This is a genomic window from Micromonospora jinlongensis, from assembly GCF_013410645.1.
Taxonomy (GTDB): domain Bacteria; phylum Actinomycetota; class Actinomycetes; order Mycobacteriales; family Micromonosporaceae; genus Micromonospora; species Micromonospora zamorensis.
The window spans coordinates 3,539,281-3,562,253 of sequence record NZ_JACCHK010000001.1 but is presented as its reverse complement, the minus strand read 5'-3'; the positions used below and the strand labels follow the sequence as shown (position 1 = coordinate 3,562,253).

The 22,973-nt window shown below is 73.1% G+C and carries 21 protein-coding genes; 12 read left to right on the top strand and 9 right to left on the bottom strand.

Going from position 1 to position 22,973, the window contains the following annotated elements:
• Window positions 1-66 precede the first annotated feature (66 nt).
• Both HNR22_RS15625 and HNR22_RS15620 read left to right on the top strand, forming a co-directional pair.
• On the top strand, window positions 67-432 hold the full coding sequence (locus tag HNR22_RS15625; RefSeq protein WP_088950207.1) for a DUF742 domain-containing protein: 366 nt from the start codon (window positions 67-69) through the stop codon (window positions 430-432).
• Entirely contained in the window at window positions 413-1,036 is a 624-nt protein-coding gene (locus HNR22_RS15620; RefSeq protein WP_179781004.1) for an ATP/GTP-binding protein, read from the top strand. Before HNR22_RS15625 ends, HNR22_RS15620 begins: the two co-directional genes overlap by 20 nt.
• Window positions 1,037-1,083: 47 nt before the next feature.
• On the opposite strand, the gene HNR22_RS15615 is transcribed toward HNR22_RS15620, so the two are convergent.
• The 5 genes from HNR22_RS15615 to HNR22_RS15595 are packed head-to-tail and all read right to left on the bottom strand — an operon-like array spanning window position 1,084 to window position 8,606.
• A complete protein-coding gene (locus tag HNR22_RS15615) occupies window positions 1,084-2,172 on the bottom strand; it encodes a uroporphyrinogen-III synthase (RefSeq protein WP_179781003.1) in 1,089 nt (362 codons plus the stop codon).
• Window positions 2,172-2,519: a nitrite reductase small subunit NirD gene (nirD, locus tag HNR22_RS15610; RefSeq protein ID WP_179781002.1), complete on the bottom strand. Its 348-nt coding sequence runs from the start codon at window positions 2,517-2,519 to the stop codon at window positions 2,172-2,174. The genes HNR22_RS15615 and nirD overlap by 1 nt, the downstream gene beginning before the upstream one ends.
• Window positions 2,516-5,041: a nitrite reductase large subunit NirB gene (gene nirB, locus HNR22_RS15605; protein WP_179781001.1), complete on the bottom strand. Its 2,526-nt coding sequence runs from the start codon at window positions 5,039-5,041 to the stop codon at window positions 2,516-2,518. The genes nirD and nirB overlap by 4 nt, the downstream gene beginning before the upstream one ends.
• A complete protein-coding gene (locus tag HNR22_RS15600) occupies window positions 5,038-6,477 on the bottom strand; it encodes an FAD-dependent oxidoreductase (protein ID WP_179781000.1) in 1,440 nt (479 codons plus the stop codon). Before HNR22_RS15600 ends, nirB begins: the two co-directional genes overlap by 4 nt.
• Window positions 6,474-8,606: a molybdopterin oxidoreductase family protein gene (locus tag HNR22_RS15595; protein ID WP_179780999.1), complete on the bottom strand. Its 2,133-nt coding sequence runs from the start codon at window positions 8,604-8,606 to the stop codon at window positions 6,474-6,476. The genes HNR22_RS15600 and HNR22_RS15595 overlap by 4 nt, the downstream gene beginning before the upstream one ends.
• A gap of 412 nt (window positions 8,607-9,018) precedes the next feature.
• Here HNR22_RS15595 and HNR22_RS15590 point away from each other — a divergent pair, with 412 nt between their 5' ends.
• From HNR22_RS15590 to glmM, 7 genes are all read left to right on the top strand, one after another.
• Window positions 9,019-9,714, top strand: a complete 696-nt coding sequence (locus HNR22_RS15590; protein ID WP_179780998.1) for a class I SAM-dependent methyltransferase — start codon at window positions 9,019-9,021, stop codon at window positions 9,712-9,714.
• Between the two features lie 90 nt (window positions 9,715-9,804).
• Window positions 9,805-10,062 (top strand): DUF6364 family protein, encoded by a 258-nt coding sequence (locus HNR22_RS15585; RefSeq protein WP_088950199.1) that lies wholly within the window; start codon window positions 9,805-9,807, stop codon window positions 10,060-10,062.
• Window positions 10,052-10,345, top strand: a complete 294-nt coding sequence (locus HNR22_RS15580; RefSeq protein WP_179780997.1) for a hypothetical protein — start codon at window positions 10,052-10,054, stop codon at window positions 10,343-10,345. The genes HNR22_RS15585 and HNR22_RS15580 overlap by 11 nt, the downstream gene beginning before the upstream one ends.
• 129 nt (window positions 10,346-10,474) lie before the next feature.
• On the top strand, window positions 10,475-11,857 hold the full coding sequence (locus tag HNR22_RS15575; protein ID WP_179780996.1) for an MFS transporter: 1,383 nt from the start codon (window positions 10,475-10,477) through the stop codon (window positions 11,855-11,857).
• Window positions 11,858-12,066: 209 nt separating this feature from the next.
• Window positions 12,067-12,510, top strand: a complete 444-nt coding sequence (gene rplM / locus HNR22_RS15570; protein ID WP_030489638.1) for a 50S ribosomal protein L13 — start codon at window positions 12,067-12,069, stop codon at window positions 12,508-12,510.
• 20 nt (window positions 12,511-12,530) lie between these two features.
• Entirely contained in the window at window positions 12,531-13,004 is a 474-nt protein-coding gene (gene rpsI, locus HNR22_RS15565) for a 30S ribosomal protein S9 (RefSeq protein WP_074314527.1), read from the top strand.
• Window positions 13,005-13,120: 116 nt separating this feature from the next.
• Complete coding sequence (glmM, locus tag HNR22_RS15560) at window positions 13,121-14,479, top strand: phosphoglucosamine mutase (protein WP_179780995.1); 1,359 nt, start codon at window positions 13,121-13,123, stop codon at window positions 14,477-14,479.
• 70 nt (window positions 14,480-14,549) lie between these two features.
• On the opposite strand, the gene HNR22_RS15555 is transcribed toward glmM, so the two are convergent.
• Together HNR22_RS15555 and HNR22_RS15550 are read right to left on the bottom strand one after the other, a co-directional pair.
• Window positions 14,550-15,737 (bottom strand): pyridoxal phosphate-dependent aminotransferase, encoded by a 1,188-nt coding sequence (locus HNR22_RS15555; protein ID WP_179780994.1) that lies wholly within the window; start codon window positions 15,735-15,737, stop codon window positions 14,550-14,552.
• Window positions 15,738-15,777: 40 nt separating this feature from the next.
• Window positions 15,778-16,806, bottom strand: a complete 1,029-nt coding sequence (locus HNR22_RS15550) for an MmpS family transport accessory protein (RefSeq protein WP_179780993.1) — start codon at window positions 16,804-16,806, stop codon at window positions 15,778-15,780.
• A 238-nt stretch (window positions 16,807-17,044) separates the two neighbouring features.
• Between HNR22_RS15550 and glmS the strand changes: the two genes are divergently transcribed.
• Window positions 17,045-18,958: a glutamine--fructose-6-phosphate transaminase (isomerizing) gene (gene glmS, locus HNR22_RS15545; RefSeq protein WP_179780992.1), complete on the top strand. Its 1,914-nt coding sequence runs from the start codon at window positions 17,045-17,047 to the stop codon at window positions 18,956-18,958.
• Here the strand turns inward: glmS and HNR22_RS15540 are convergent.
• Together HNR22_RS15540 and HNR22_RS15535 are read right to left on the bottom strand one after the other, a co-directional pair.
• On the bottom strand, window positions 18,945-20,561 hold the full coding sequence (locus HNR22_RS15540; protein WP_179780991.1) for an alpha/beta hydrolase: 1,617 nt from the start codon (window positions 20,559-20,561) through the stop codon (window positions 18,945-18,947). The two genes, glmS and HNR22_RS15540, sit on opposite strands and share 14 nt — an antisense overlap.
• Window positions 20,558-20,854 (bottom strand): hypothetical protein, encoded by a 297-nt coding sequence (locus HNR22_RS15535; RefSeq protein ID WP_179780990.1) that lies wholly within the window; start codon window positions 20,852-20,854, stop codon window positions 20,558-20,560. Before HNR22_RS15535 ends, HNR22_RS15540 begins: the two co-directional genes overlap by 4 nt.
• A gap of 174 nt (window positions 20,855-21,028) precedes the next feature.
• On the opposite strand from HNR22_RS15535, the gene HNR22_RS15530 reads away from it, so the two are divergent.
• Window positions 21,029-21,397: a holo-ACP synthase gene (locus HNR22_RS15530; RefSeq protein WP_179780989.1), complete on the top strand. Its 369-nt coding sequence runs from the start codon at window positions 21,029-21,031 to the stop codon at window positions 21,395-21,397.
• Between the two features lie 54 nt (window positions 21,398-21,451).
• Complete coding sequence (locus tag HNR22_RS15525; protein ID WP_179780988.1) at window positions 21,452-22,921, top strand: NAD(P)H-hydrate dehydratase; 1,470 nt, start codon at window positions 21,452-21,454, stop codon at window positions 22,919-22,921.
• Window positions 22,922-22,973 lie beyond the last annotated feature (52 nt).

The window sequence follows — 22,973 nt, the reverse complement described above, 5'->3', positions numbered from 1 at the left end:
GCGCGCCGAAGCAGGGATGAAAGGCGGCACTGGCCGGCTCTACAGTGGACGGGGAGGTGATCGGGAATGGACCAACGGCGCGTTGACCCGCGTGGCGCGCTGGTGCGTCCGTACGCGGTCACCCGGGGTCGTACCGAACCTCGACAGGACATCGCCCTGGAGGCCGTCCTGACCGCGTCGCTCACCCAGGTTGCCGAGTCCCGCTTCGCCGGGCATGACAAGCACCGAATCGCCACGGTCTGTGAGGGCCGAGCACAGTCGCTGGCGGAGATCGCCGCGTACACCCGGATGCCGCTGGGCGTCGCCCGGGTGTTGGTCGCCGACATGGTGGCCGAGAGCCTGCTGACGTTACACACTGCTGCTCCCGCCGAGGGGTTCGAGGAGCGGATGGAACTGCTTGGAAGGGTGCTAAGTGGACTTCGCAGGCTATGACCCCGCTGGGGGGCGGCCGGGCCGGGGAATCGTCTCCGCGAAGATCGTCGTCGCGGGCGGCTTCGGCGTCGGTAAGACGACACTGGTCGGGGCGATCTCCGAGATCACACCGCTGACCACAGAGGCGTTGATGACCGCGGCGGGTGTCGGCATCGACGACCCGTCCAAGGTGCCGGGCAAGGAGACCACCACGGTCGCCATGGACTTCGGCCGTATCACCATGGCCCAGGACCTGATCCTGTACCTCTTCGGTACACCGGGTCAGACCCGGTTCTGGTTCATGTGGGACGAGATCATCCGAGGTGCGGTGGGTGCCGCCGTGCTGGTGGACACGCGCCGGATCACCGACGCGTTCGCCCCGCTGGACTACTTCGAGAACCGCAACCTGCCGTACGTGGTGGCCCTGAACCGGTTCGACGGTGCCCCCCAGTACGAGCTGGAGGAGGTCCGCGAGGCGCTGGCCATCTCGCCGCAGGTGCCGCTGGTGATGACCGACGCCCGGCACCGGGACTCGGTCAAGCAGGTGCTGGTGACGGTGGTCGAGCACGCCATGCTCCGCCTTGAGGCCGAGCACGGGCGGGGTTTCCCGACGCCGGTCGGCTGAGCCGTCGCGTCATGGCCGGCCGGCGCACGCCGGTCGGCCATGACGCGTCAGTCCACCCGGAGTCGGTAGCCGCGCTTCACCACGGTCTGCACCACGCGGGGCGCGCGCAGGCCGGCCCGTAGACGGGCCACCGCCATCTCCACCGCGTGCTCGTCCGCGCCCCGGGGCAGCGTCCGCAGCAGCGCCGTGCGGGACAGCACCCGACCGGGCGACTGGGCCAGGGCGCGTAACACGGCCATCGGGGCGGGCGCGAGCGGTCGCAACTCGCCGTCGATCACCGCGGCGTGCCCGCGCAGCGTGAGGAGGTGCCCGCCGGCCTTGAACGTCACGGTCCTGCGGGGCAGTTCGTCGACGATCGTCCGCACCAGTGCCCCCAGCCGGGCCCGGCTCGGCGCGCTGACCGGCACCCCGCGCCGGAGCAGCGGCTCTGCGGTCACCGCGCCGACGCAGCTGGCGAGCACATCGTTGCGGAACGCGGTGAGCAGCGCGTCGGTGCGGTCCCCGGCTGCCCGCAGCAGCGCCTCGGCCGCTGGCGCCGAGGTGAAGGTCACCGCGTCCACCAGTCGGCCGGCGATCAGGTCGATCAGCCGGTGCAGCGGCGCCGGGTCGCTCGGCGGGGCCCAGCGGTAGACGGGCACCTCGATCACGGTGGCACCGGCCGCCTCCAGCGCGAGGGTGCACTCGGGCTGTCGCTCACCGTGCAGCTGCATGGCGATCACCTGCCCGGCCACACCTCGCCGACGCAGGTGGTCGACCACCTCGTCGCAGCTCTCCGAGGCCGGCGACCACTGGTCGTGCAGCCCGGCGGCACGGATCGCGCCGCGTGCCTTCGGGCCACGGGCAACCACGTACGAGCTGGCCAGCACCGAGCGCAGCGGCTCGGCCAGCCCCCAACCCTCGGCCGCCTCCAGCCACCCGCGCATGCCGATGCCGGTGTTGGCCATCAGGATGTCCGGCGGCTGGTCGAGGCACGCGCGGGTCGCCTCGCGCAGCTCGGTGTCGTCGGACAGCGGCACGATCCGCAACGCCGGGGCGAGCACCACCCGGGCGCCCCGGCGTTCGAGCAGCGCGGCCAACTCGTCGCGCCGCCGGTCGGCGGTCACCCCGATGGTGAAGCCCGCCAGTTCTTCCCGCATCAACCCTCCTGTCGCAGCCGCACCTCGACGAGCCCGTCGCGGCAACGCGCGTCGTGCCGTGCCACGGCCACCCCGGGCAGGTCGAGGCAGTGCCCGCTGCGCAGGTCGTACACCTGCTTGTGCAGCGGCGAGGCGACCGTCGGCACTCCGCCGCGGCTGCCGACGATGCCCCGGGACAGCACGTACGCCCCGGAGACCGGATCGCGGTTGTCGATCGCGAACAACCCGTCCGCGGTGCGGAAGAGAGCGATCTGTGCCCCGTCGACCAGGGCGGCGACCCCTCGGTCCGGTTCCAGGCGGTCGAGGGGGCAGACAGCGGTCCAGCTCAGCGTGGTGGTCAGGTTCATCGTCGTACCTCCGGTAGGCCCAGGGTGACCGGTTGCCGACGGTGCGCGAGTCCGCCCGTGGGGTGCTCGCGCACCGGCACCGGTTGGCCGCGTTCCCGGGCGAAGGTGATGGACGGGTCGGGCACGTCGGGCGCGTTGACGAAGGAGGTGTAGCGGCGCAGCCGGTCCGGGTCTTCGAGCACGTCACGCCACTCGTCGGAGTACGACGACACGTGCTGGGCCATCGCCGCGTCCAGTTCGGCGCAGAGACCGAGCGAGTCGTCCACGATCACCGCGCGCAGGTGGTCCAGGCCGCCGTCCATCGCCTCGATCCAGCCGGCCGTGCGTTGCAGCCGGTCGGCGGTGCGGATGTAGTAGATGAGGAACCTGTCGATCAGCGAGATCAGCGTTTCCGTGGACAGGTCCGTGGCGAACAGGTCGGCGTGCCGGGGGCGGAAGCCTCCGTTGCCGCCGACGTAGAGGTTCCAACCGGTCTCGGTGGCGATGATGCCGAAGTCCTTGCTGCGCGCCTCGGCGCATTCGCGGGCGCAGCCGGACACCGCTGACTTGATCTTGTGTGGAGCCCGCAGCCCTCGGTAGCGCAGCTCCAACGCGACGGCCAGCCCCACCGAGTCCTGTACGCCGTACCGGCACCAGGTTTCGCCCACGCAGGACTTCACCGTCCGCAGCGCCTTGCCGTACGCGTGACCGGACTCGAAGCCGGCGTCCACCAGCCGCCGCCAGATCTGCGGCAACTGCTCCACCCGCGCCCCGAACAGGTCGATGCGCTGCCCACCGGTGATCTTCGTGTAGAGCTGGAAGTCCCGGGCCACCTCACCGATCACGATCAGCTTCTCCGGGGTGATCTCGCCGCCGGGGATCCGGGGCACCACCGAGTAGCTGCCGTCGCGTTGCAGGTTGGCCAGGAAGTGGTCGTTGGTGTCCTGCAACGACGCCTGCTCACCGTCGAGCACGTGGCCGCTGCCCAGCGAGGCGAGGATCGACGCCACCACCGGCTTGCAGATGTCGCAGCCGCGCCCCCGACCGTGCTCGGCGACCAGCCGGGAGAAGGTGCGGATCCCGCGCACCCGGACGATCTCGAACAGCTCCCGCCGGCTGACGTCGAAGTGCTCGCACAGCGCGCTGGACTGCGCCACCCCGGCCGCGTCCAGGAGCTGCTTGAGCATCGGCACGCAGGAACCGCAGCTGGTGCCGGCCCTGGTGCACGCCTTCAACGCCGGCACGTCCGCGCATCCGTCGGCGATGGCGGCGTCCACGTCGCCGCGGGTCACCGCGTTGCAGGAGCAGACCTGGGCGTCGGCGGGCAGCGTACCCGCGTCCGCCCCACCGCCGTCCGGGGCGAGCAACGCCAGCGGCGCGGCCGGCAGCGGCCCGCCCACGCTGGCCCGCAACGTCGGGTACGCGCTGGCGTCACCGACCAGCACCCCGCCGAGCAGTGTGTGCGCGTCGTCGGAGAGCACCAGCTTCGCGTAGACCCGGGTGGCCGGGTCGGTGAACGTGACGTCCAGACAGCCCGGAGTCACACCGTGGGCGTCACCGAACGAGGCCACGTCGACACCGAGCAGCTTGAGCTTGGTGGCGGTGTCCGCGCCCGGGAAGGTCGCCGCGCCACCGACCAGCCGGTCGGCCACCACCTCGGCCGTCGCGTACCCGGGTGCGACCAGGCCGTGGCAGGTGCCGTCGACCGCCGCGCACTCGCCGATCGCCCAGATCCGCTCGTCGGCGGTGCGGCAGGTCGCGTCGACCAACACCCCGCCGCGCGGACCCAGGGGCAGCTCAGCGTCCCGGGCCAGCTGGTCCCGGGGCCGGATGCCGGCGGCCACCACCACCAACTCGGCGTCGAGCACGCCACCGTCGGACAGCTCCAGTGCGGCGACCGTCCCGTCCGGGCCGGGTCGGATCGCGCTGGTCGCCACCCCGAGGTGGGTCCGTACGCCCAACTCGTCGACGTAGCGCCGCAGCATCGCGCCACCGGCCTGGTCCACCTGCACCGGCATCAGCCGGGGCGCGAACTCGACCACGTCGGTGCTCAGGCCGAGCAGCCGTAGCGCGTTGGCCGCCTCCAACCCGAGCAGCCCGCCACCGATCACCGCGCCGACCCGCCGGCCGGAGGCGTACGCCCGGATCGCCGCCAGGTCGTCCAGGGTCCGGTAGACGAAGACCCCGGGCAGCTCCGCGCCGGGCACCGGTGGCACGAACGCGTACGAGCCGGTGGCCAGCACCAGCGCGTCGTACTGGTATTCACCGACGTCGGTGCTCACCACCTGCCGGGCCCGGTCGATGGCGGTGGCCGGCTCGCCCAGCCGCAGCCGCACCCCGTCGTGCGGTGTGTACAGGTTGAGCTCGCTCTCACCCACCCCGTCGAAGTACGCCGAGAGCCGCACCCGGTCGTACGCCGGGCGCCGCTCCTCGGCCAGCACTGTCACCCGCCAACGGCCCTCCGGGTCACGGGCGCGCAGCGCGTCGACGAAGCGCTGCCCGACCATGCCGTTGCCGATGACGACCAGATCGCCGCCGCTCATCGCGTCACCTCCACCGATTCCGCCTGGCTCAGCCAGTCGACGATGCCGCCCACCGCGTCCCGGCACCCGCCGCATCCGGTTCCGGCGCGGGTCGCCGCCACCACCGCGTCGACAGTCCGGGCCCCGGAGCGCCAGCTCCGTACGAGTGCGCCCTTGCTCACCGTGTTGCACTGACAGACCGTGGCCGCATCCGGCATCAGCGCCGGTGAGGCGGCCGGAGTCGCGCCGACCGTGCCGAGTGCCCGGCCCAGCAGGAGCGCCCGCCGGTCGGTCGGCACGGGGTGACCACGGTCGAAGAGCTGGATCACCGTGCCGACGGCCGGGTTGTCGCCGAGCAGGATCGCGCCGATCAGCCGCTCGTCGCGGATCCGCAGCCGGGCGTACGTGCCCCGGGCCGGGTCGGTGAAGGTCAGCTCCTCACCCGGCCCGCCACTGACCGCGTCACCCATCGAGGCCAGGTCGATCCCGGCTGCCTTGAGCCGGGTCACCACCGGCTGGGGCCGGTACCGCGCGAGCGGGTCCGTCCCGGTCAGCACGTCGGCGAGCACCCGGGCCTGCGCCCAGGCGGGTGCGACCAGCCCGGTGAGCACGCCGTCGTGCTCGGCGCAGTCGCCGATCGCCGAGATGGACCGGTCGTCGGTGCGGAGCCGGTCGTCCACCACCACGCCGCGCCGGACGTTCAGGCCGGCGGCCCGCGCGAGGGCGGTGTCCGGGCGTACGCCGCAGGAGAGCACCAGCAGGTCGGCGCACAACGTCCGGCCGTCGGCCAGGTCGAGGCGTACGCCGGTGGCGTCGGCGGCCACGCCGGTCGCCGGCACCGCGAGCTGCACGGTGACGCCGAATCCGGCGAGGGTGCCGGCGAGCACCGCACCGGCCGCCCTGTCGAGCTGCCGTTCCATCAGGTGCTCCCTGGGGTGCACCACTGTGGTGGCGAGCCCTCGGCTGGCCAGCCCTCGGGCGGCCTCCAGGCCGAGCAGCCCGCCGCCGAGCACCAGCGCGGTGCGTGCGCCGTCCGCCGCGGCGAGAATCCGCCGGCAGTCGTCCAGGGTTCGGAACGGGACCACCCGCTCCGGCAGCTCCGCCGGGTCGAGGCCGGGCAGTGGCGGCACCACGGCCCGTGCGCCCGTGGCCAGCACCAGGTGGTCGTAGGAGATGCGTTCGCCGTCGTCGGTGCGCACCTCCCGGGCGGACCGGTCGATCGCCGCCACCGGTACGCCGGTGCGCAGGTCGATGCCGTGCCCGGCGGCCTCGGTCAGCTCCACGTCCGGCTCGTCGATCCGTCCGGCCAACAGGGTGGAGAGCAGGATCCGGTTGTACGCGCGGTGCGGCTCCGCCCCGAGCACGGTGACCTTCCGGTCCCCTTCGCGGGCGTGCAGCTCGCCGGCGAGGCGGGCGCCCGCCATCCCGTTGCCGACGATCACCACCCGGGCCGTCATGCCTTCGCCACCCGGACCGCGCAGATCTTGAACTCGGGCATCCCGGAGATCGGGTCCACAGCGTCGTTGGTGACCGAGTTGGCCCGTCCCGCACCCGGGTAGTGGAACGGCGCGAACACGGTGTCCGGTCGGATCCCGGTGCTGAGGCGCGCCGGGGCGCACAGCTCACCCCGGCGTGAGGTCACCCGCACCGGGTCGCCGTCGTCGATGCCCAGCCGGGCGGCAAGGTCGGGGTGCAGCTCGACGAACGCCTCCGGGGCGGCGCGCCGCAGCGCGGGCACCCGGCGGGTCTGGGTGCCGGACTGGTACTGGGCCAGCACCCGGCCGGTGGTGAAGTGCAACGGGTACGTGGAGCAGACCTCCTCGGCGGCCGGCCGGTGGTCGACGGGGTGGAACCGGGCCCGGCCGTCCGGGGTCGCGAACCGCTCGGCGAACAGCCGTGGCGTGTCCGGCCCGTCCTCGGTCGGGCAGGGCCACCAGACGCCGTCGTCGCCGTCGATCCGGGCCCAGCTGATGCCGGCGTAGTCGGCGATCCCGCCGGCGGAGGCGCGGCGCAGCTCGGCGAAGACGGCGGCCGGGTCGGCCGGGAACCGGGCTGCCGCCTCGGTGGCCGCGGCCTCGTCGGGGGCCAGTCTCGCCGCGAGGGCGGAGATGATGTCCAGGTCGGTCCGGACGTCCGGTGGGGGTGGGCGCAGCGCGCGGCGACGCAGCACCCGACCCTCCAGGTTGGTCATGGTGCCGTCCTCCTCGGCCCACTGCGCGGTGGGCAGCACCACGTCGGCCAGCGCGGCCGTCTCGGAGAGCAGCAGGTCGGCGACGACAAGCAGGTCGAGATCGCGCAACCGGCCCTCGATCCGGGACGCCCGAGGTGCGGAGACCACCGGGTTGGAGCCGAACACCAGCAACGCGCGGGGGCCGTCCGGAGTGCCGAGCGAGTCGAGCAGCTGGTAGGCCGGCACACCCGGGCCGGGCAGCTCGTCGGCCGGCACCCCCCAGACACCGGCCACGTGCTCCCGGGCCGCCGGGTCGTCGATCCGCCGGTAGCCGGGGAGCTGGTCGGCCTTCTGCCCGTGCTCCCGCCCGCCCTGGCCGTTGCCCTGGCCGGTGAGGCAGCCGTACCCCGAACCGTCGCGACCCGGCAGGCCGAGGGCGAGGGCGAGATTGACGTACGCGGTGACCGTGTCGACGCCCTTGGCGTGCTGCTCGGCGCCGCGCGCGGTCAGGATGATCACGCGACCGCCGGTGCCCAGCGCGCGGGCGGTCTCCTCCAGGTCGGCCACCGGCACGCCGGAGAGCTGCTCTGCGCGGGCCGGCCACCAGGCGGCGACGCTGCGGCGGACCGCCTCGAAGCCGGTGGTGCGTTCGGCCACGTAGGCCCGGTCGACCCACCCCTCGGTGAGGGCGATGTGCAGCAGCGCGTTGGCCACCGCGAGGTCGGTGCCGGGCAGCGGTTGCAGGTGCAGGTCGGCCTGGCGGGCGGTGGCGGTGACCCGGGGGTCGACGACGATCAGCCGGCCGCCCTTGCGGCGCTGCTCGGTGAGCCAGCGCACCAGCGGTGGCATGGTCTCCGCCGGGTTCGCGCCGACCAGCAGCAGGGTGTCGGCCCGGCCCAGGTCGGCGAGCGGGAACGGCAGCCCCCGGTCGATGCCGAAGGCGCGCATCCCGGCGGCCGCCGCCGAGGACATGCAGAACCGTCCGTTGTAGTCGATGTGCCGGGTGCGCAGCCCGATCCGGGCGAACTTTCCCAGCGCGTACGCCTTCTCGTTGGTCAGGCCGCCGCCACCGAAGACGGCGACCGCGTCCCGGCCGGCGTCCTGCTGGACCGCGCGGATGCCGGTGACGACCCGGTCGAGCGCGGCGTCCCAGCTCGCCGGACGCAGCTCACCGGTGGCCGGGTCGCGCAGCAGGGGAGTGGTCAGCCGCTCCGGGTGGTCGAGCAGTTCGGCGGCGGTCCAACCCTTCTGGCAGAGCCCGCCCCGGTTGGTGGGGAACTGGCGGGGGTGGACCGATACCCCGTTGTCGTCCTCGCGCAGCGCCATGCCGCACTGCAGGGCGCAGTACGGGCAGTGCGTCGCCACCTCCCGGGGTGCCAGCCCCGGTCGAGTTGCCGACCATGCACCGTCTGTCATGTCGGCAAAGCGTGCCGCCGGGCGGTTTCCGGTCCGGGTCTCTTCTGTTTCGGTCCTGTCAAGTGGGGCTCACACCGCACGCGGGCACGGCAGAGGACGGATGGTCGCCAGCGGTCGAGGGCGGCGGGTCATCCGCGTCTCACCGGACTGCGCTTGACGGGCGTGCGGGTGGTTGGGCGACGGGCCGCCGGGGCAGGTGGGTCCGGCCCATCGGTGCTCGCTTGTGGAGATCTTGGACAGTTTCCGTTCTCACGTAACGGAAACTGTCCAAGATCTCCGGCAGGCCGAGGGCGACCCCGGTGTGAACGCGTTTGACGGGTTCCGTGGTAGCTACCGCCGCGCCGCTGACGACATCAGCGTCGTTCGCCGGCTTATAATGTGGGAAAGTTGTCTCAAAAAGTGGGAGAGCGCGATGAGCGTGACGGACGTATTCGACGCGGTGGCCGGCACCTACGACGAGGCCCGCCGTCGGCTCGTGCCGTGCTTCGACGCCTTCTACGGCACGGCGGTCCAGGTTGCCGCGCCACCGCTGCGGGCCGCGCTCGCCGCCGGTCGTACGCCGGTGGTGTTGGACCTGGGCGCCGGCACCGGCCTGCTCTCGCTGCTGCTGGCCGCCGCGGTGCCCGGTGTGCGGCTGACCCTGGTCGACGGGGCCCCGGCGATGCTCGCCCGCGCCACCGAGCAGTTGGACGCCCGGTCGGTGCCGCACCGGACGGTCCGGGCTGACCTGGCCGATCCGCTGCCCGCCGGCCGGTACGACGCGGTGGTCAGCGCGCTGGCGATCCACCACCTGGACGACGACGGCAAGCGGGCGCTCTACCGGAGGGCCGCCGCCGCACTCGTGCCCGGCGGGGTGTTCGTCAACGCCGAGCAGGTCGCCGGCCCGACCCCGGAGTTGGACCGGCGCTACGACGAGGTGTGGATGCAGCGGATCACCGAGCTGGGCTCGTCCGGTGAGGAGATCGCCGCATCCCGGGAGCGGATGCGGCACGACCGGCCGGCGACCGTCGCCGACCAGTGCCGGTGGCTCGCCGAGGCGGGCCTGGTCGACGTCGACTGCTACTTCAAGGAGTGGCGCTTCGCGGTGTTCGGCGGCCGGGCCCGGTGAACACCGCCGGTATGTGCGTTTCGACGTCGGGGGGTGAGCCGGCGGTCGCGTGGATGACTGTCGGTCACACCGGTGGGTAGTCTCAGCGGCATGACTGCCAAGGTGACTCTGTCGTTTACCGACGAGACGATCGAGGAGGCCCGGCGGTTCGCCAAGCGCGAAGGGCTGTCGCTCTCCGCATGGATGGACCAGGCCGCCCGCGAGAAGGCGCTGCGCGAGGTGTTCACCGCGCACGCCGCCGCAGTGGGCCGTGCCGGTCTGGACCTGGAGTCCGCCGCTCTCGCCGACGCCCGCGAGGTGGGCATGGTCAACGACCTGCTCTCCGGCGGACGACCGCGTGCTGCGTAGGGGAGAGGTCTGGCGCATCGAGGGCGCCCGGGAACGCCTCGGCCTCGTGGTCAGCTCGGACGTCTACAACTCCACCGACGTACCCATCGTGATCGTGGTCGAGGTGGTGGAGGAGTCGCTGCTGCGCGACTCGCCGCTCGCCGTGTCGATGGGCCGGTACGTGGTGATGCCCGACCGCATCTCCTCGCCCATGAAGAAGTGGTTCACCGACTGCGTGGACGTCGCCGACACCGACACCATGATCCGGGTCAGCCGCGCGCTGCGCATCCTGCAACAACTCTGAGCACCGGCCTCACCACCGCCGCCGGCCCGTGGTGCGGTCCCCGTTTCCGGGCCGACCCGCGACGGGCACTGCCAGGTAACCGGGCGTTCCTAGCGTTCCTCCTCGTCACATCGACGAGGAGGAGCCGCCGTGAGCACGCTCACCAGCACCGCAGTCACCACCCGGCCGCCGGCTGCCACCGGGCGTGCGCGCCGGCTCGACGACTGGCGCCCCGAGGACCCCGACTTCTGGCGTACGACGGGCGCGCCCATCGCCCGGCGCAACCTCTGGGTCTCGATCTTCGCCGAGCACGTCGGCTTCTCGGTGTGGAGCCTCTGGTCGGTGACCGTGCTCTTCCTCGGCCCCGCGTACGGCATCGACCCGGCCGGGAAGTTCCTGCTCACCGCCGTGCCGGCCGCACTGGGCGCGGTGCTGCGGCTGCCGTACACGCTGGCGGTGGCCCGTTTCGGCGGGCGGCGCTGGACGATCATCAGCGCGCTCCTGCTGCTGGTGCCAACGGTGCCGATGACGGTGCTGCTGGAACCCGGGGTGTCCTACTCCACGCTGATGGTGCTCGCCTGCCTGACCGGTGTCGGTGGCGGCAACTTCGCCTCCTCGATGGCGAACATCAACCTGTTCTACCCACAGCGGCTCAAGGGTCGGGCCCTCGGGCTCAACGCCGGCGGCGGCAACCTCGGCGTACCCGCGGTGCAGTTGGTCGGCCTGGCGGTCCTCGCCACCGCCGGTGCCGCGTACCCCCGTCTGGTGCCGGCGGTATACCTGCCGCTGATCGTGCTGGCCGCGCTGGCCGCGGCCCGCTGGTTGGACACCGTGCCCGGGGCGCGCAACGAGCCGGGCGCGCTGCGTGAGGCGGCCCGCGACCCGCACACCTGGGTCATGTCGGTGCTCTACATCGGCACCTTCGGCTCGTTCATAGGGTTCGGTTTCGCCTTCGGCCAGGTGCTCCAGCTCCAGTTCGCCGAACGGTTCCCCACCCCGGTCGACGCCGCCTGGCTGACCTTCCTCGGCCCGCTGGTCGGTTCGCTGATCCGCCCACTGGGCGGGCACCTGGCCGACCGGTTGGGCGGGGCCCGGGTGACCTTCTGGAACTTCGTGGCGATGGCGGCCGGCGCGGGCACCGTGCTGTACGCCGCCCGGGAGCGGTCGTTCGGGATCTACCTGGCCGGGTTCCTCGCCCTGTTCGTCTTCTCCGGCGTCGGCAACGGCTCCACCTACAAGATGATCCCGGCGATCTTCCGGGCCCGGGCGGCGGACGCGGTGACGTCGGGTGGCCGCGATCCGGAGGCCGCCGCGCGGTGGGCCCGGCGGATGACCGGCGCGTTGATCGGCATCGCGGGTGCCGTCGGGGCGTCCGGCGGGGTGCTGGTCAACATCTCGTTCCGCCAGTCGTTCCTGGGCTCCGGCAACGCCGACGCCGCCTACCTGGCCTTCATCGGCTGGTACGCGTTGTGTTTCGCGGTCACCTGGGTCGTCTACCTCCGGCCGAGGGCCGATCGGCTCGCCAACGTGTGAGCTGGACCACGGCCGGCGTGTCGCCGCGCACGAGCGCACCCCCGTTTTGACCTGCGGACGGGGCGCCGGGTATCGTTGCCTGCTGTTGTACGACATCCAGAGGCGTGCCCTATCAGGTACGCTTGGTCGTTCGTGCGCGCTGGTCCGGCCTGCAAGATCTGGTCACCTCGGCGCGCGACCCCAGACCGACGACGAGACAAGGTAGACCTGTGCGTACGTACAGCCCGAAGCCGGGTGAGATCGAGCGTCAGTGGCACGTCATCGACGCCTCTGATGTCGTGCTGGGCCGCCTGGCCACCCACGCCGCCACGTTGCTGCGTGGTAAGCACAAGCCGACTTTCGCGCCGCACGTCGACACGGGCGACTTTGTCGTCATCGTGAACGCGGGCAAGGTTGCGTTGACCGGCAACAAGCGCCAGACCAAGGTTGCTTACCGCCACTCCGGTTACCCGGGTGGTCTGAAGCAGATCGGCTACGAGGAGCTGCTGACCAAGCGCCCCGAGCGGGCCATCGAGCTGGCCGTGAAGGGGATGCTCCCGCACAACAAGCTCGGCCGTCAGCTGATCAAGAAGCTGAAGGTCTACGCCGGTGCCGAGCACCCGCACCTCGCGCAGCAGCCGGTGCCGTTCGAGATCAAGCAGATCGCGCAGTGAGCGCGGGCGAAGGAAGCAGCATGACCGACATCACCGAGACCGAGGTCGCCCCGGAAGCCCCTGAGGCCACCGAGGCGCCGGCGCCCGTCGCCCGCGCGCCTCGCGGTGACCGGCCGATCCAGACCGTGGGCCGCCGCAAGGAGGCCATCGTCCGGGTCCGTATCGTCCCGGGCACCGGCAAGATCACCTGCAACGGCCAGGACCTCGAGGCGTACTTCCCGAGCAAGGTGCACCAGCAGCTCATCAAGGACCCGCTGGTCACCGCCGAGAAGCCCGAGCAGTTCGACGTCATCGCCAACCTGCGTGGCGGCGGCACCACCGGGCAGGCCGGCGCGCTTCGGCTGGGCATCGCCCGCGCGCTGATCATCAACGACCCGGACGACCGTCCGGCCCTGAAGAAGGCCGGCTTCCTGACCCGGGACGCCCGGGTCAAGGAGAGCAAGAAGTACGGCCTCAAGAAGGCCCGTAAGGCTCCCCAGTACTCGAAGCGCTGATCTTCAACAGCGCGTTGTACTTCTGACGGACGGCCGGTCCGCCTCCCCGCTAGGGGGAGGTGGGTCGGCCGTTCCGCTTTCTCCTCATTGGCAGTGCTCATCGGAGGTTGGCGGGTATGGGTCGGTTGTTCGGCACGGACGGCGTACGCGGGCGGGCAAACGCGGATCTCACACCGGAGTTGGCGCTCGCGCTCGCTGTGGCCGCCGCGCACACGCTCGCCGAGACGGACCGCAGCCATCCGCCGCTGGCCGTCGTGGGCCGGGACACCCGGGCCAGTGGCGAGATGCTGGAGGCCGCCGTGGTCGCCGGTCTGACCAGCGCCGGCGCCAACGTGGTGCGGGTCGGCGTGCTGCCCACCCCCGCGGTGGCGTTCCTCACCGCGGAGGCCAAGGCCGACCTCGGCGTGGTGCTCTCCGCGTCGCACAACCCGATGCCGGACAACGGCATCAAGCTCTTCGCCGCCGGCGGGCACAAGTTGCCCGACGAGATCGAGATGCGGATCGAGGCGGCCGTCGAGACGAACGCCACCACCGCCTGGGACCGCCCGGTCGGTGCCGGCATCGGCCGGGTGCACGACCTGCTCGACGGTGCCGACCACTACGTCCAGCACCTGGTCAGCACCGTGCCGCAGCGGCTTGAGGGCCTCAAGGTCGTGGTCGACTGTGCCAACGGCGCCGCCGCCGAGGTCGCCCCCGTCGCCTACCGGGAGGCCGGCGCGGAGGTCGTCGCGATCCACGCGGAGCCGAACGGCCTGAACATCAACGACGAGTGCGGCTCCAACCACATCGAAGCGCTGCGCGAGGCCGTGGTCGAGCACGGCGCCCACCTGGGCATCGCCCACGACGGCGACGCCGACCGGATTGTGGCGGTCAGCGCCGACGGCGACGAGGTCGACGGCGACCAGGTGATGGCGATCCTCGCGCTGGCCATGCGGGATGCCGGAACGCTCACCCAGGACACCCTGGTGGCCACCGTGATGAGCAACCTCGGGCTGCGGCTCGCGATGTCCGCGCAGGGCATCCGGCTGATCGAGACCAAGGTCGGTGACCGGTACGTGCTGGAGGAGTTGCGCGCCTCCGGGCTGGCGCTCGGCGGTGAGCAGAGCGGTCACATCGTGATGCCCGCCCACGCCACCACCGGCGACGGGGTTCTCACCGGCCTGCACCTGATGGTCCGGATGGCGGCCACCGGCAAGTCCCTCGCCGAGCTGGCGTCGGTGGTCACCAAGCTGCCCCAGGTGCTGATCAACGTGCCGGTCGGCGACCGGACCGTCGGTGCCGCCGCGCCGGCCGTGCGCGCCGAGGTCGAGCGGGCCGAGGCGGAGCTGGGCGAGACCGGCCGGGTGCTGCTGCGCCCGTCGGGCACCGAGCCGCTGGTCCGGGTGATGGTCGAGGCGGCCACCGAGGCGACCGCCCGTGAGGTCGCCGAGCGGATCGCCGAGCTGGTCCGCGCCGCCAGCCCCGCCACGTCGTAGGTCGGTTGGAGGCTGTGGAGCTGAATCGGTTACGACATCAGCTCCGCAGCCCCACGGCCGGTCCGTCGGGTCAGCGGCGCAGAGCGCGCAGCCGGCTGACCGCCTCGGTCAGCACCTCGGGGCGCTTGCAGAAGGCGAACCGGACCAGCCGTCGGCCCGCCTCCACATCGTCGTAGAAGACCTGCGTCGGCACCGCCACCACACCACAGCGCTCCGGCAGCGAACGGCAGAACTCCACCCCGTCCCGGCCGCCGAGGGCGGTGATGTCGGCGGTGACGAAGTACGTCCCCTCCGAGTCGAGCACCTCGAACCCGGCGTCGGTGAGACCACCGACGAGCTGGTCGCGGCGCTGCTGGAGCCCGTCGCGGAAGCCGGTGTAGTAGTCGTCCGGCAGGGCCAGCGCCACGGCGACCGCCGGTTGCAGCGGCGCCGCGTTGACGAAGGTGAGGAACTGCTTCACCCGCAGCACCGCCGAGACCAACGCCGCAGGGCCGCTCGCCCAGCCGACCTTCCAACCCGTGCAGGAGAACGTCTTGCCGGCCGAGGAGATGCGCAGCGTCCTCTCCCGCATCCCGGGCAGGCTGGCCAACGACACGTGCGGGCTCGACGCGTCGGTGAAGACCAGGTGCTCGTACACCTCGTCGGTGACCGCGTACGCGCCGTGCTCCTGGCACAGCTCGGCGACCAGCGCCAACTCGGCCGGGGTGAAGACCTTGCCGGTCGGGTTGTGTGGTGAGTTGAGCAGCACCAGTCGGGTGCGCGGGCCGAACGCCGCGCGCAGCGCCGCCGGGTCGAAGGCGTACCGGCCGTCGGCCGCGGGCCGCAGGGTCACCGGCCGCCGGACCGCGCCGGCCAGGGCGATCGAGGCGGCGTACGAGTCGTAGTACGGCTCGAAGCACACCACCTCGTCACCCGGTTCGCAGAGGGCGAGGATGCTCGCCGCGACCGCCTCGGTCGCGCCCGCGGTGATCACGATCTCGCCGTCCGGGTCGTACGACAGGTCCTGGAACCGCTGCTGGTGGGCCGCTACCGCCGCGCGCAGGGCGGGAATCCCCGGGCCGGGCGGGTACTGGTTCTGCCCGCCGCGCAGCGCCTCGGCGGCGGCGGCCAGCATCTCCGGCGGACCGTCGGTGTCCGGGAAGCCCTGCCCGAGGTTGACCGCGCCGGTGCGCACGGCGAGGGCGGACATCTCGGCGAAGATCGTCGTGCCGAACGGCCGCATCCGGGCCACCAGCGGGTCGACATCGGTGCTCGTCACCTGCGCCAGCCTACGGCCACAGCCGGGTCCAACCCCAGCCTCACTCCGGTGCGCAGGAGATGCCGTAATACCCCTGTTCCTTGATGACCACCGGCTTGCCGACGCCGCTGATCGTGACGGTGCAGTCGATCGGCGTGGCGTTGTTGATGTCGGGCCCGGTGGCCTCCACCATCACCCTGGTCTTGCCGTTGGTCCGAATGGTCGCGCGCCAGGGCAGCTTCGCGGCGTCGACGTGGATCAGGTCGCTCTCGGCGTCGTAGTACGCGATGTCCGCCGTACCCGAGCCGGTTACCTCGTAGACCACGGTCACCGGGGCCGGCTCCGACGTCGGCCGAGTGATCGGCTGCTTGCGCGGGGTCGGGGATGCGGCGCCGGGTTGCTCCGGAACGGGCACACCCCTGGTGGGTGCGGTCCAACCGTCGTCGGGAACAACCCACGGCTCCTCGGCGACCGGCTCCGAGCCGGGTCTGTCCAACAGGAAACCACCCGCGCAGAGGCAGCCGCAGACGATCACGACCAGCACCACGAAGACCGCGACGATGATCCCGACGATCCGGCCGCTGTTCGTGGTCTGGCTGCCGCTGGACTGCGGGTAACCGGGGTAGGCGTACGGCGGTGGATAGCCGTAGGGCGGCCATCCGGCTGACGGCTGCCATCCGGCCGGCGGTGGCTCCCCGGGAGGCGGGGTCCAGTCGGTGGGCGTCGGCCAGCCTGCGTGCGGCGGCCATCCCCCGTGCGGGGGCGACCCGGCGTGGATCGGGTCCGAGGCGTCGGGCGGCTGCGGCGTCCACGGGGACGCTGGCGATCCGGGCGTCCACGGGGACGGTGGCGATCCGGGCGTCCACTGGGTCGTGGGCGGTTGCGGCGTCCAGTTGGTCGTGGGTGGGGACGGCGTCCACGGTTCGGGCGTCCACGGGGCCGGCGGGGCCCACGGCTGGCCCGGGGCGAGCGGGTCGGGTGCCGGGAGCGGAGCCGAGGACGGCGGTGCCGTCGGATCCGACGGTGGCGGGCTGGGTGCCGGGTCCGACGGGGAGGAGGGGGACGGATCGGGCGGGGGCGCGTCGGACATGGCTGCTCCGGGCGGGAGTGGGTATGGGATGAACGGGCCGAGGGCGGGCGCGCCGAACCCGCCGAGAGACTGTCGTACCCGACGGCGCGCCGCAACCCTGTCACCTCCGGGCGGCCCCGGCCGGGCCTGCGACGCTCGTCCCGTTGCGCCCCGCCAAACCCCGATCGCTCAGATTCCGTGATTGATAACCCGACTTTCGAGCACCCATCATGAGTGAAACTGAGTTAGGCTGCGGGCCATGTGTGGAATCGTGGGATACGCGGGCGCGCGCCCCGCACTCGGCATCGTGCTCGACGGGCTGCGGCGGCTGGAATACCGCGGCTACGACTCGGCGGGCGTCGCGATCGTCTGCGACGACCGGCTGCTGACCGAGAAGAAGGCCGGCAAGCTGGCCAACCTTGAGAAGGTGCTGTCCGAGCGGGCCGCCGACGACCCGACCTCCTGCGCGGCCAGCCCGATCGGCATCGGTGACGGCACCACCGGCATCGGGCACACCCGGTGGGCCACCCACGGCGGCCCGACCGACCGCAACGCCCACCCGCACGTCGCCCCCGACGGCCGGGTCGCGGTGATCCACAACGGCATCATCGAGAACTTCGCCAAGCTCCGTAACGAACTGGAGGCCGACGGCGTCCAGTTCACCAGCGACACCGACACCGAGTGCGCCGCGCACCTGCTCGCCGCCGCGCTGGCCGACCTGCGCGCCGCCGGCCAGCCGGACAGCCCGCAGCTGCTCGCCGCCGGCATGCGGGTGGTCTGCCAGCGGCTGGAGGGCGCGTTCACCCTGCTCGCGGTGGATGCCGGCGTGCCCGGCGCGGTCGTCGGCGCCCGGCGCAACTCGCCGCTGGTCGTCGGCCGCGGCGACGGTGAGAACTACCTGGCCAGCGACGTGGCCGCGTTCATCGAGCACACCCGGGAAGCGGTCGAGCTGGGCCAGGACCAGATCGTCCTGATCACCGGTGACAGCATCGAGATCACCGACTTCGACGGCCAGCCCGCCGCCGGCAAGGACTTCCACATCGACTGGGACTCCTCGGCCGCCGAGAAAGGCGGCTACGACTGGTTCATGCTCAAGGAGATCGAGGAGCAGCCGCAGGCCATCGCCGACACGCTGCTCGGCCGGCTCACCGAGACCGGCGAGATCGCCCTCGACGAGGTCCGCCTCAGCGACCAGGACCTGCGCGACGTCGACAAGATCTTTATCGTGGCCTGCGGCACGGCGTACCACGCCGGCATGGTCGCCAAGTACGCCATCGAGCACTGGACCCGGATCCCCTGCGAGGTGGAGCTGGCCAGCGAGTTCCGCTACCGCGACCCGGTCCTCGACCGGTCCACGCTGATCGTGGTGATCTCGCAGTCCGGCGAGACGATGGACACCCTGATGGCGCTGCGCCACGCCAAGGAGCAGAAGGCCCGGGTGCTGGCGATCTGCAACACCAACGGCTCCACCATCCCCCGTGAGTCGGACGCCGTGCTCTACACCCACGGCGGGCCGGAGATCGCCGTCGCCTCGACCAAGGCGTTCCTCACCCAGGTCGTCGCCTGCTACCTGATCGGCCTGCACCTGGCCCAGGTGCGCGGCATCAAGTTCGCCGACGAGGTGGGCGCGGTGGTCGCGCAGTTGCAGGAGATCCCCGGCAAGCTGCGCGAGCTGCTCGACCGGATCGAGCCCGTCCGTGAGCTGGCCCGGGAGCTGAAGTCCGAGCCGACAGTGCTGTTCATCGGCCGGCACGTCGGCTACCCGGTGGCCCTGGAGGGCGCGCTGAAGCTCAAGGAACTGGCGTACATGCACGCCGAGGGCTTCGCCGCCGGCGAGCTGAAGCACGGCCCGATCGCCCTGATCGACAAGGGCACCCCGGTGATCTGCGTGGTGCCCTCGCCGGTCGGCCGGGGCATGCTGCACGACAAGGTCGTCTCCAACATCCAGGAGGTCCGGGCGCGCGGTGCGCGGACCATCGTGATCGCGGAGGAGGGCGACGAGGCCGTCGTCCGGTACGCCGACCACCTCATCTACGTGCCGCGTACGCCGACGCTGCTGGCCCCGCTCGTCACCACGGTGCCGTTGCAGGTGCTCGCCGCCGAGATCGCCGCCGCCCGTGGGCACGACGTGGACCAGCCCCGCAACCTGGCCAAGTCGGTCACCGTCGAGTAGGCCCCTCAACGACCTGGCCCAGCACGACCCGGGCCATCCCGTCCAGCGCGGGATTGCCCGGGTCCCAGTAACCGGTGTGGCCTCCTCGCCCACTGCCGAAGACCCGACCGCCGAACCCGGGATCCGACGGGTCGTGACCGAACCACAGCTCGTGGCCGGTCCGGTCGGGCCAGGCCAGCGCGGCGGCCAGCGGAGCCGAGCCGGACAGCGCACGTCGGCCCAGCTCGTCCACCGGAAGGGCCCCGCGGATCACGTCGTCGGGAGCGCTGCTCGCCCAGACCTCCCGGGCGGGCACGCCCAGCTCGGCGGCGTGCGACGCACCGACGCCGGGGGAACCGACGAAGACCAGCGCGTCGGCGGCCAGCCCGTGCTCCCGGGCGGCCATCCCCACCACCAGCGAGCCGTAGCTGTGCCCGAGCACGGTCTGCCGGGCCGGTGGTCCCTCGTGGGTGGCCCGCAGCCCGTCCTGAAAGCGGTGCAACGCCGGGCCGGCATCGCGTGCCAGGCCCGCCGAAGCCGCATCGGTCACGAAATCCGGGGCGTCGTAGTCCAACCAGAGCACCGCCGCGCTGCGTTCAGCCGGGGCGAGCGTGGCGCACCGGTCCAGCACCCGCGCCGCCCTGCCCAGCTCACCGGGGGCGTCGTCCAGCCCGGAACCCATCCCCGGCACGTAGGTGAGCACCCGGTCGGCCTGATCCGGGTCGCCGAGCGCCAGCACCACCCGACCCTCACCGGCCGTATCCAGCCCCAGCAGGTACGCCCGCGGCTCCTCGCCGCCCGCCAGTCGTCCGCTCAGCGCGTCCAGACCGGCCAACCGCTCAGCCACCCCGCGCAGCCGGACCGACGCGAGTGCCCCCGGCGGCACCTGGGTCAGCAACCGCCGCCGCTCGGCCAGCAGCTCCTCCCGCCAAACTCCGAGCCGCAGCCGGTTGGCCTGGTCGCGGGCGGCCACCGGCATCCCGTCCAGTCGGCCGACCAGCGCCGGCTCGTGCCCGATCAGCCACCGGCGCTGCGCCGGTGTCAAACCCGCCCACCAGGCGCGGACCAGCGTCGGCGCCGCGCCGGGGGCCGGCCGGTCCGGCGGTGGCGGAGACGCCCAGCCGGTGCCGGCGGCCCGGGCCAGCTCGTCCAACCGGTCGGCGGCGACCCGGTCCGCGGCCCCGGCCTCGTCGAGCGCGTCCCGTAGGGCTGCCGCCACCCGGGCCGCAGCCACGCCGGCCCGCTCGGTCGGCCGGGCCCGTTCTGGATCGACGTGCACCCCACCCGAGCGGTCCACCAGCAGGCCGGCCGCGTCCGCCAGGGCGACCGCATCGGCGAGCCGCGCCTTCGCCACGGCCAGCCGACCGGCCAACTCGGCCAGCACCTGGTCGACCTCGATCAACACGGGTGCGACCGACGTCAGCTCGTCACGCAGACCGACGAGCCGGGCGTCCGCCGCCGTGGCTGCCGCGCCCGACCAACCGCCCCGCAACCGCCCGTCCGCCGTACGCAGCTCACCGACGCGTCGGTCGACCAGCCCGGTCAACCCGGCCCACGCCGTCCCGGCGGCCCGCCACCCGCGCGGATCGGCTGCCCACAGGTGTCGGTAGGCGACGCTGCTCACCGGTGCAGGGCGGCGAACCGGTCGGCCGCCCGGTCGTCGACCGACTCGTACGCCTCGGCCGCCGCCCGCACCCCGGCGGAGGCCCCCGCGACCCGAGCACCCACCCGGCAGAACCAGGAGTGCACGGCTGCCTCCACCCCGGCCAGGGCCGCGCCGGCCCGCCACTCGGGTGCCGTCACCAGCAACCCGGGCACCCCCGCGAGGCCCAGCGCCAGCCGGTGCGCGCCGTCGTCGAGCACGACGGCGACAGCACGCAGTTCCTCCGGCCGGACGACGAACGGCTCATCGGTCATGACCACACCCCCACCGACGATCGGGATCGACGCGCTGACGCTAGGCGCGTACCGGAGGTCGCCGAGTGCCCCGTGGACAGCCGGCGGCGAGGCGTACCCCGGCCTGTCCACAGGCGTTGCCCACCACGGGCCCGACGGCTAATCTGCGGCCCCGGCCGCCGGTAGGGTGAAGTGGTGATCGTCGCTGTCGGCATCGACGTCGTCCTGGTCGACCGGTTCGCCCGGGCCCTGGCACGGACGCCGCTGCTCGCCGACCGGCTCTTCACCACTGCCGAGCGACACACCCGCGCCGGCGCCCCGCGCTCGCCGGACTCGCTTGCCGCCCGCTTCGCCGCCAAGGAGGCCGTGGCCAAGGCGCTCGGCGCTCCGGCCGGGCTGAGCTGGCACGACTGCGAGATCGTGCCCGACCCGGACGGCCGCCCCTGGCTCGCCGTCTCCGGCACGGTCGCGGCGGCGGCCGACGCGCGTGGGGTCAACCACTGGCATCTCTCGTTGTCGCACGACGGGGGGATCGCGTCGGCGATGGTGGTCGCGGAACGGTGACGTCGGCTGGGCGGGCCGACCCGGTCCACCCGCAAACGATTGGGACACGGTGGCATGAGATCGGTGTGGCGGGTGGCCGACGTACGGGCGGCCGAAGCAGGGCTGATGGGCACGCTGCCGGAGGGGACGCTGATGCAGCGGGCCGCCGCCGGGCTGGCCCGTCGCGCCGCGCTGCTGCTCGCCGAGCGGGGCGGGATCTACGGCGCCCGGGTGCTGCTGCTGGTCGGTTCCGGCGACAACGGCGGCGACGCGCTGTACGCGGGGGAGCGGCTGGCCCGCCGGGGAACCCAGGTGTCCGCCCTGCTGCTCACCCCCGGGCGTGCGCACGCCGCCGGGCTGGCCGCCCTGCGAGCGGCCGGCGGCCGGCTGGTGCCGCAACCGGCCGGCCCGGTCGACCTGGTCCTGGACGGCATCGTCGGCATCGGCGGCACCGGTGGGCTGCGGACGAGCGCGGACGAGGTGGTCCAACGCCTCGGCGAGCTGCGTGGGCGCGACGGCGATCGCGCCACCATCCTGGCGGTGGACGTGCCGAGCGGGGTCGCGGTGGACACCGGTCACGTGCCGCTGTCCGCGTCCGGCCGACCGACAGCGGTCCGCGCCGACGTGACGGTGGCGTTCGGCGCGCTCAAGCCCGCACTGGTGGTCGGGCCGGCAGCCGCCCTGGCCGGGCAGGTGGAGTTGGTCGACATCGGGCTGCGCCCGTGGCTGCGAGGCTCCCCGGCGCTGCGGGTCACCGAGTGGACCGACCTGGTCGACTGGTGGCCGGAGCTGGGCCCGGCGTCAGAGAAGTACAGCCGGGGCGTGGTGGGGGTGTCGACCGGCTCGACGACCTACCCGGGCGCGGCGGTGCTCTCCGTCGGCGGCGCTCTGGCCGGGCCGACGGGCCTGGTCCGCTATGCCGGCGGTGCCCGGGCCGAGGTGCTGCACCAGCACCCTTCGGTGATCGCCAGTGGGCGGGTGGCCGACGCGGGCCGGGTGCAGGCCTGGGTCTGCGGCTCCGGCCTGGGCACCGGAGAGGACGCGGCGGCCGAGCTGCGCGCCGTGCTGGCCTCCCCGGTGCCGGTGGTGCTCGACGCCGACGCGCTGACCCTGCTGGTGGACGGCTCACTCGCCGACCGGCTGCGCGGGCGGGACGCGCCGATCGTGGTCACCCCGCACGACCGGGAGTTCGCCCGGCTGTGCGGGGAGGAGCCCGGTGCCGACCGGGTCGGCTCCGCGCTGCGGCTCGCCGCCTGGATGAACGCGGTGGTGCTGCTCAAGGGGGACCGCACGGTGATCGGCACGCCGGACGGCCGGGCGTACGTCAACCCGACCGGCACCCCGGCGCTGGCCACCGGCGGCACGGGTGACGTGCTGGCCGGGCTGCTCGGCTCGCTGCTGGCGGCCGGGGTGCCCGCCGATCAGGCTGCCGCCTCGGCCGCGTACCTGCACGGGCTCGCCGGCCGGGAGGCGGCCCGGGGTGGGCCGGTGACCGCGCCCGACGTGGTGACCGCACTTCGCCCGGTTGTCGCCCGGCTGGGCTGATCGGCCCGTTCCGGCCGGGTCGGCGTCCGGGGCGTGCGTCGCCGCCCTCGGT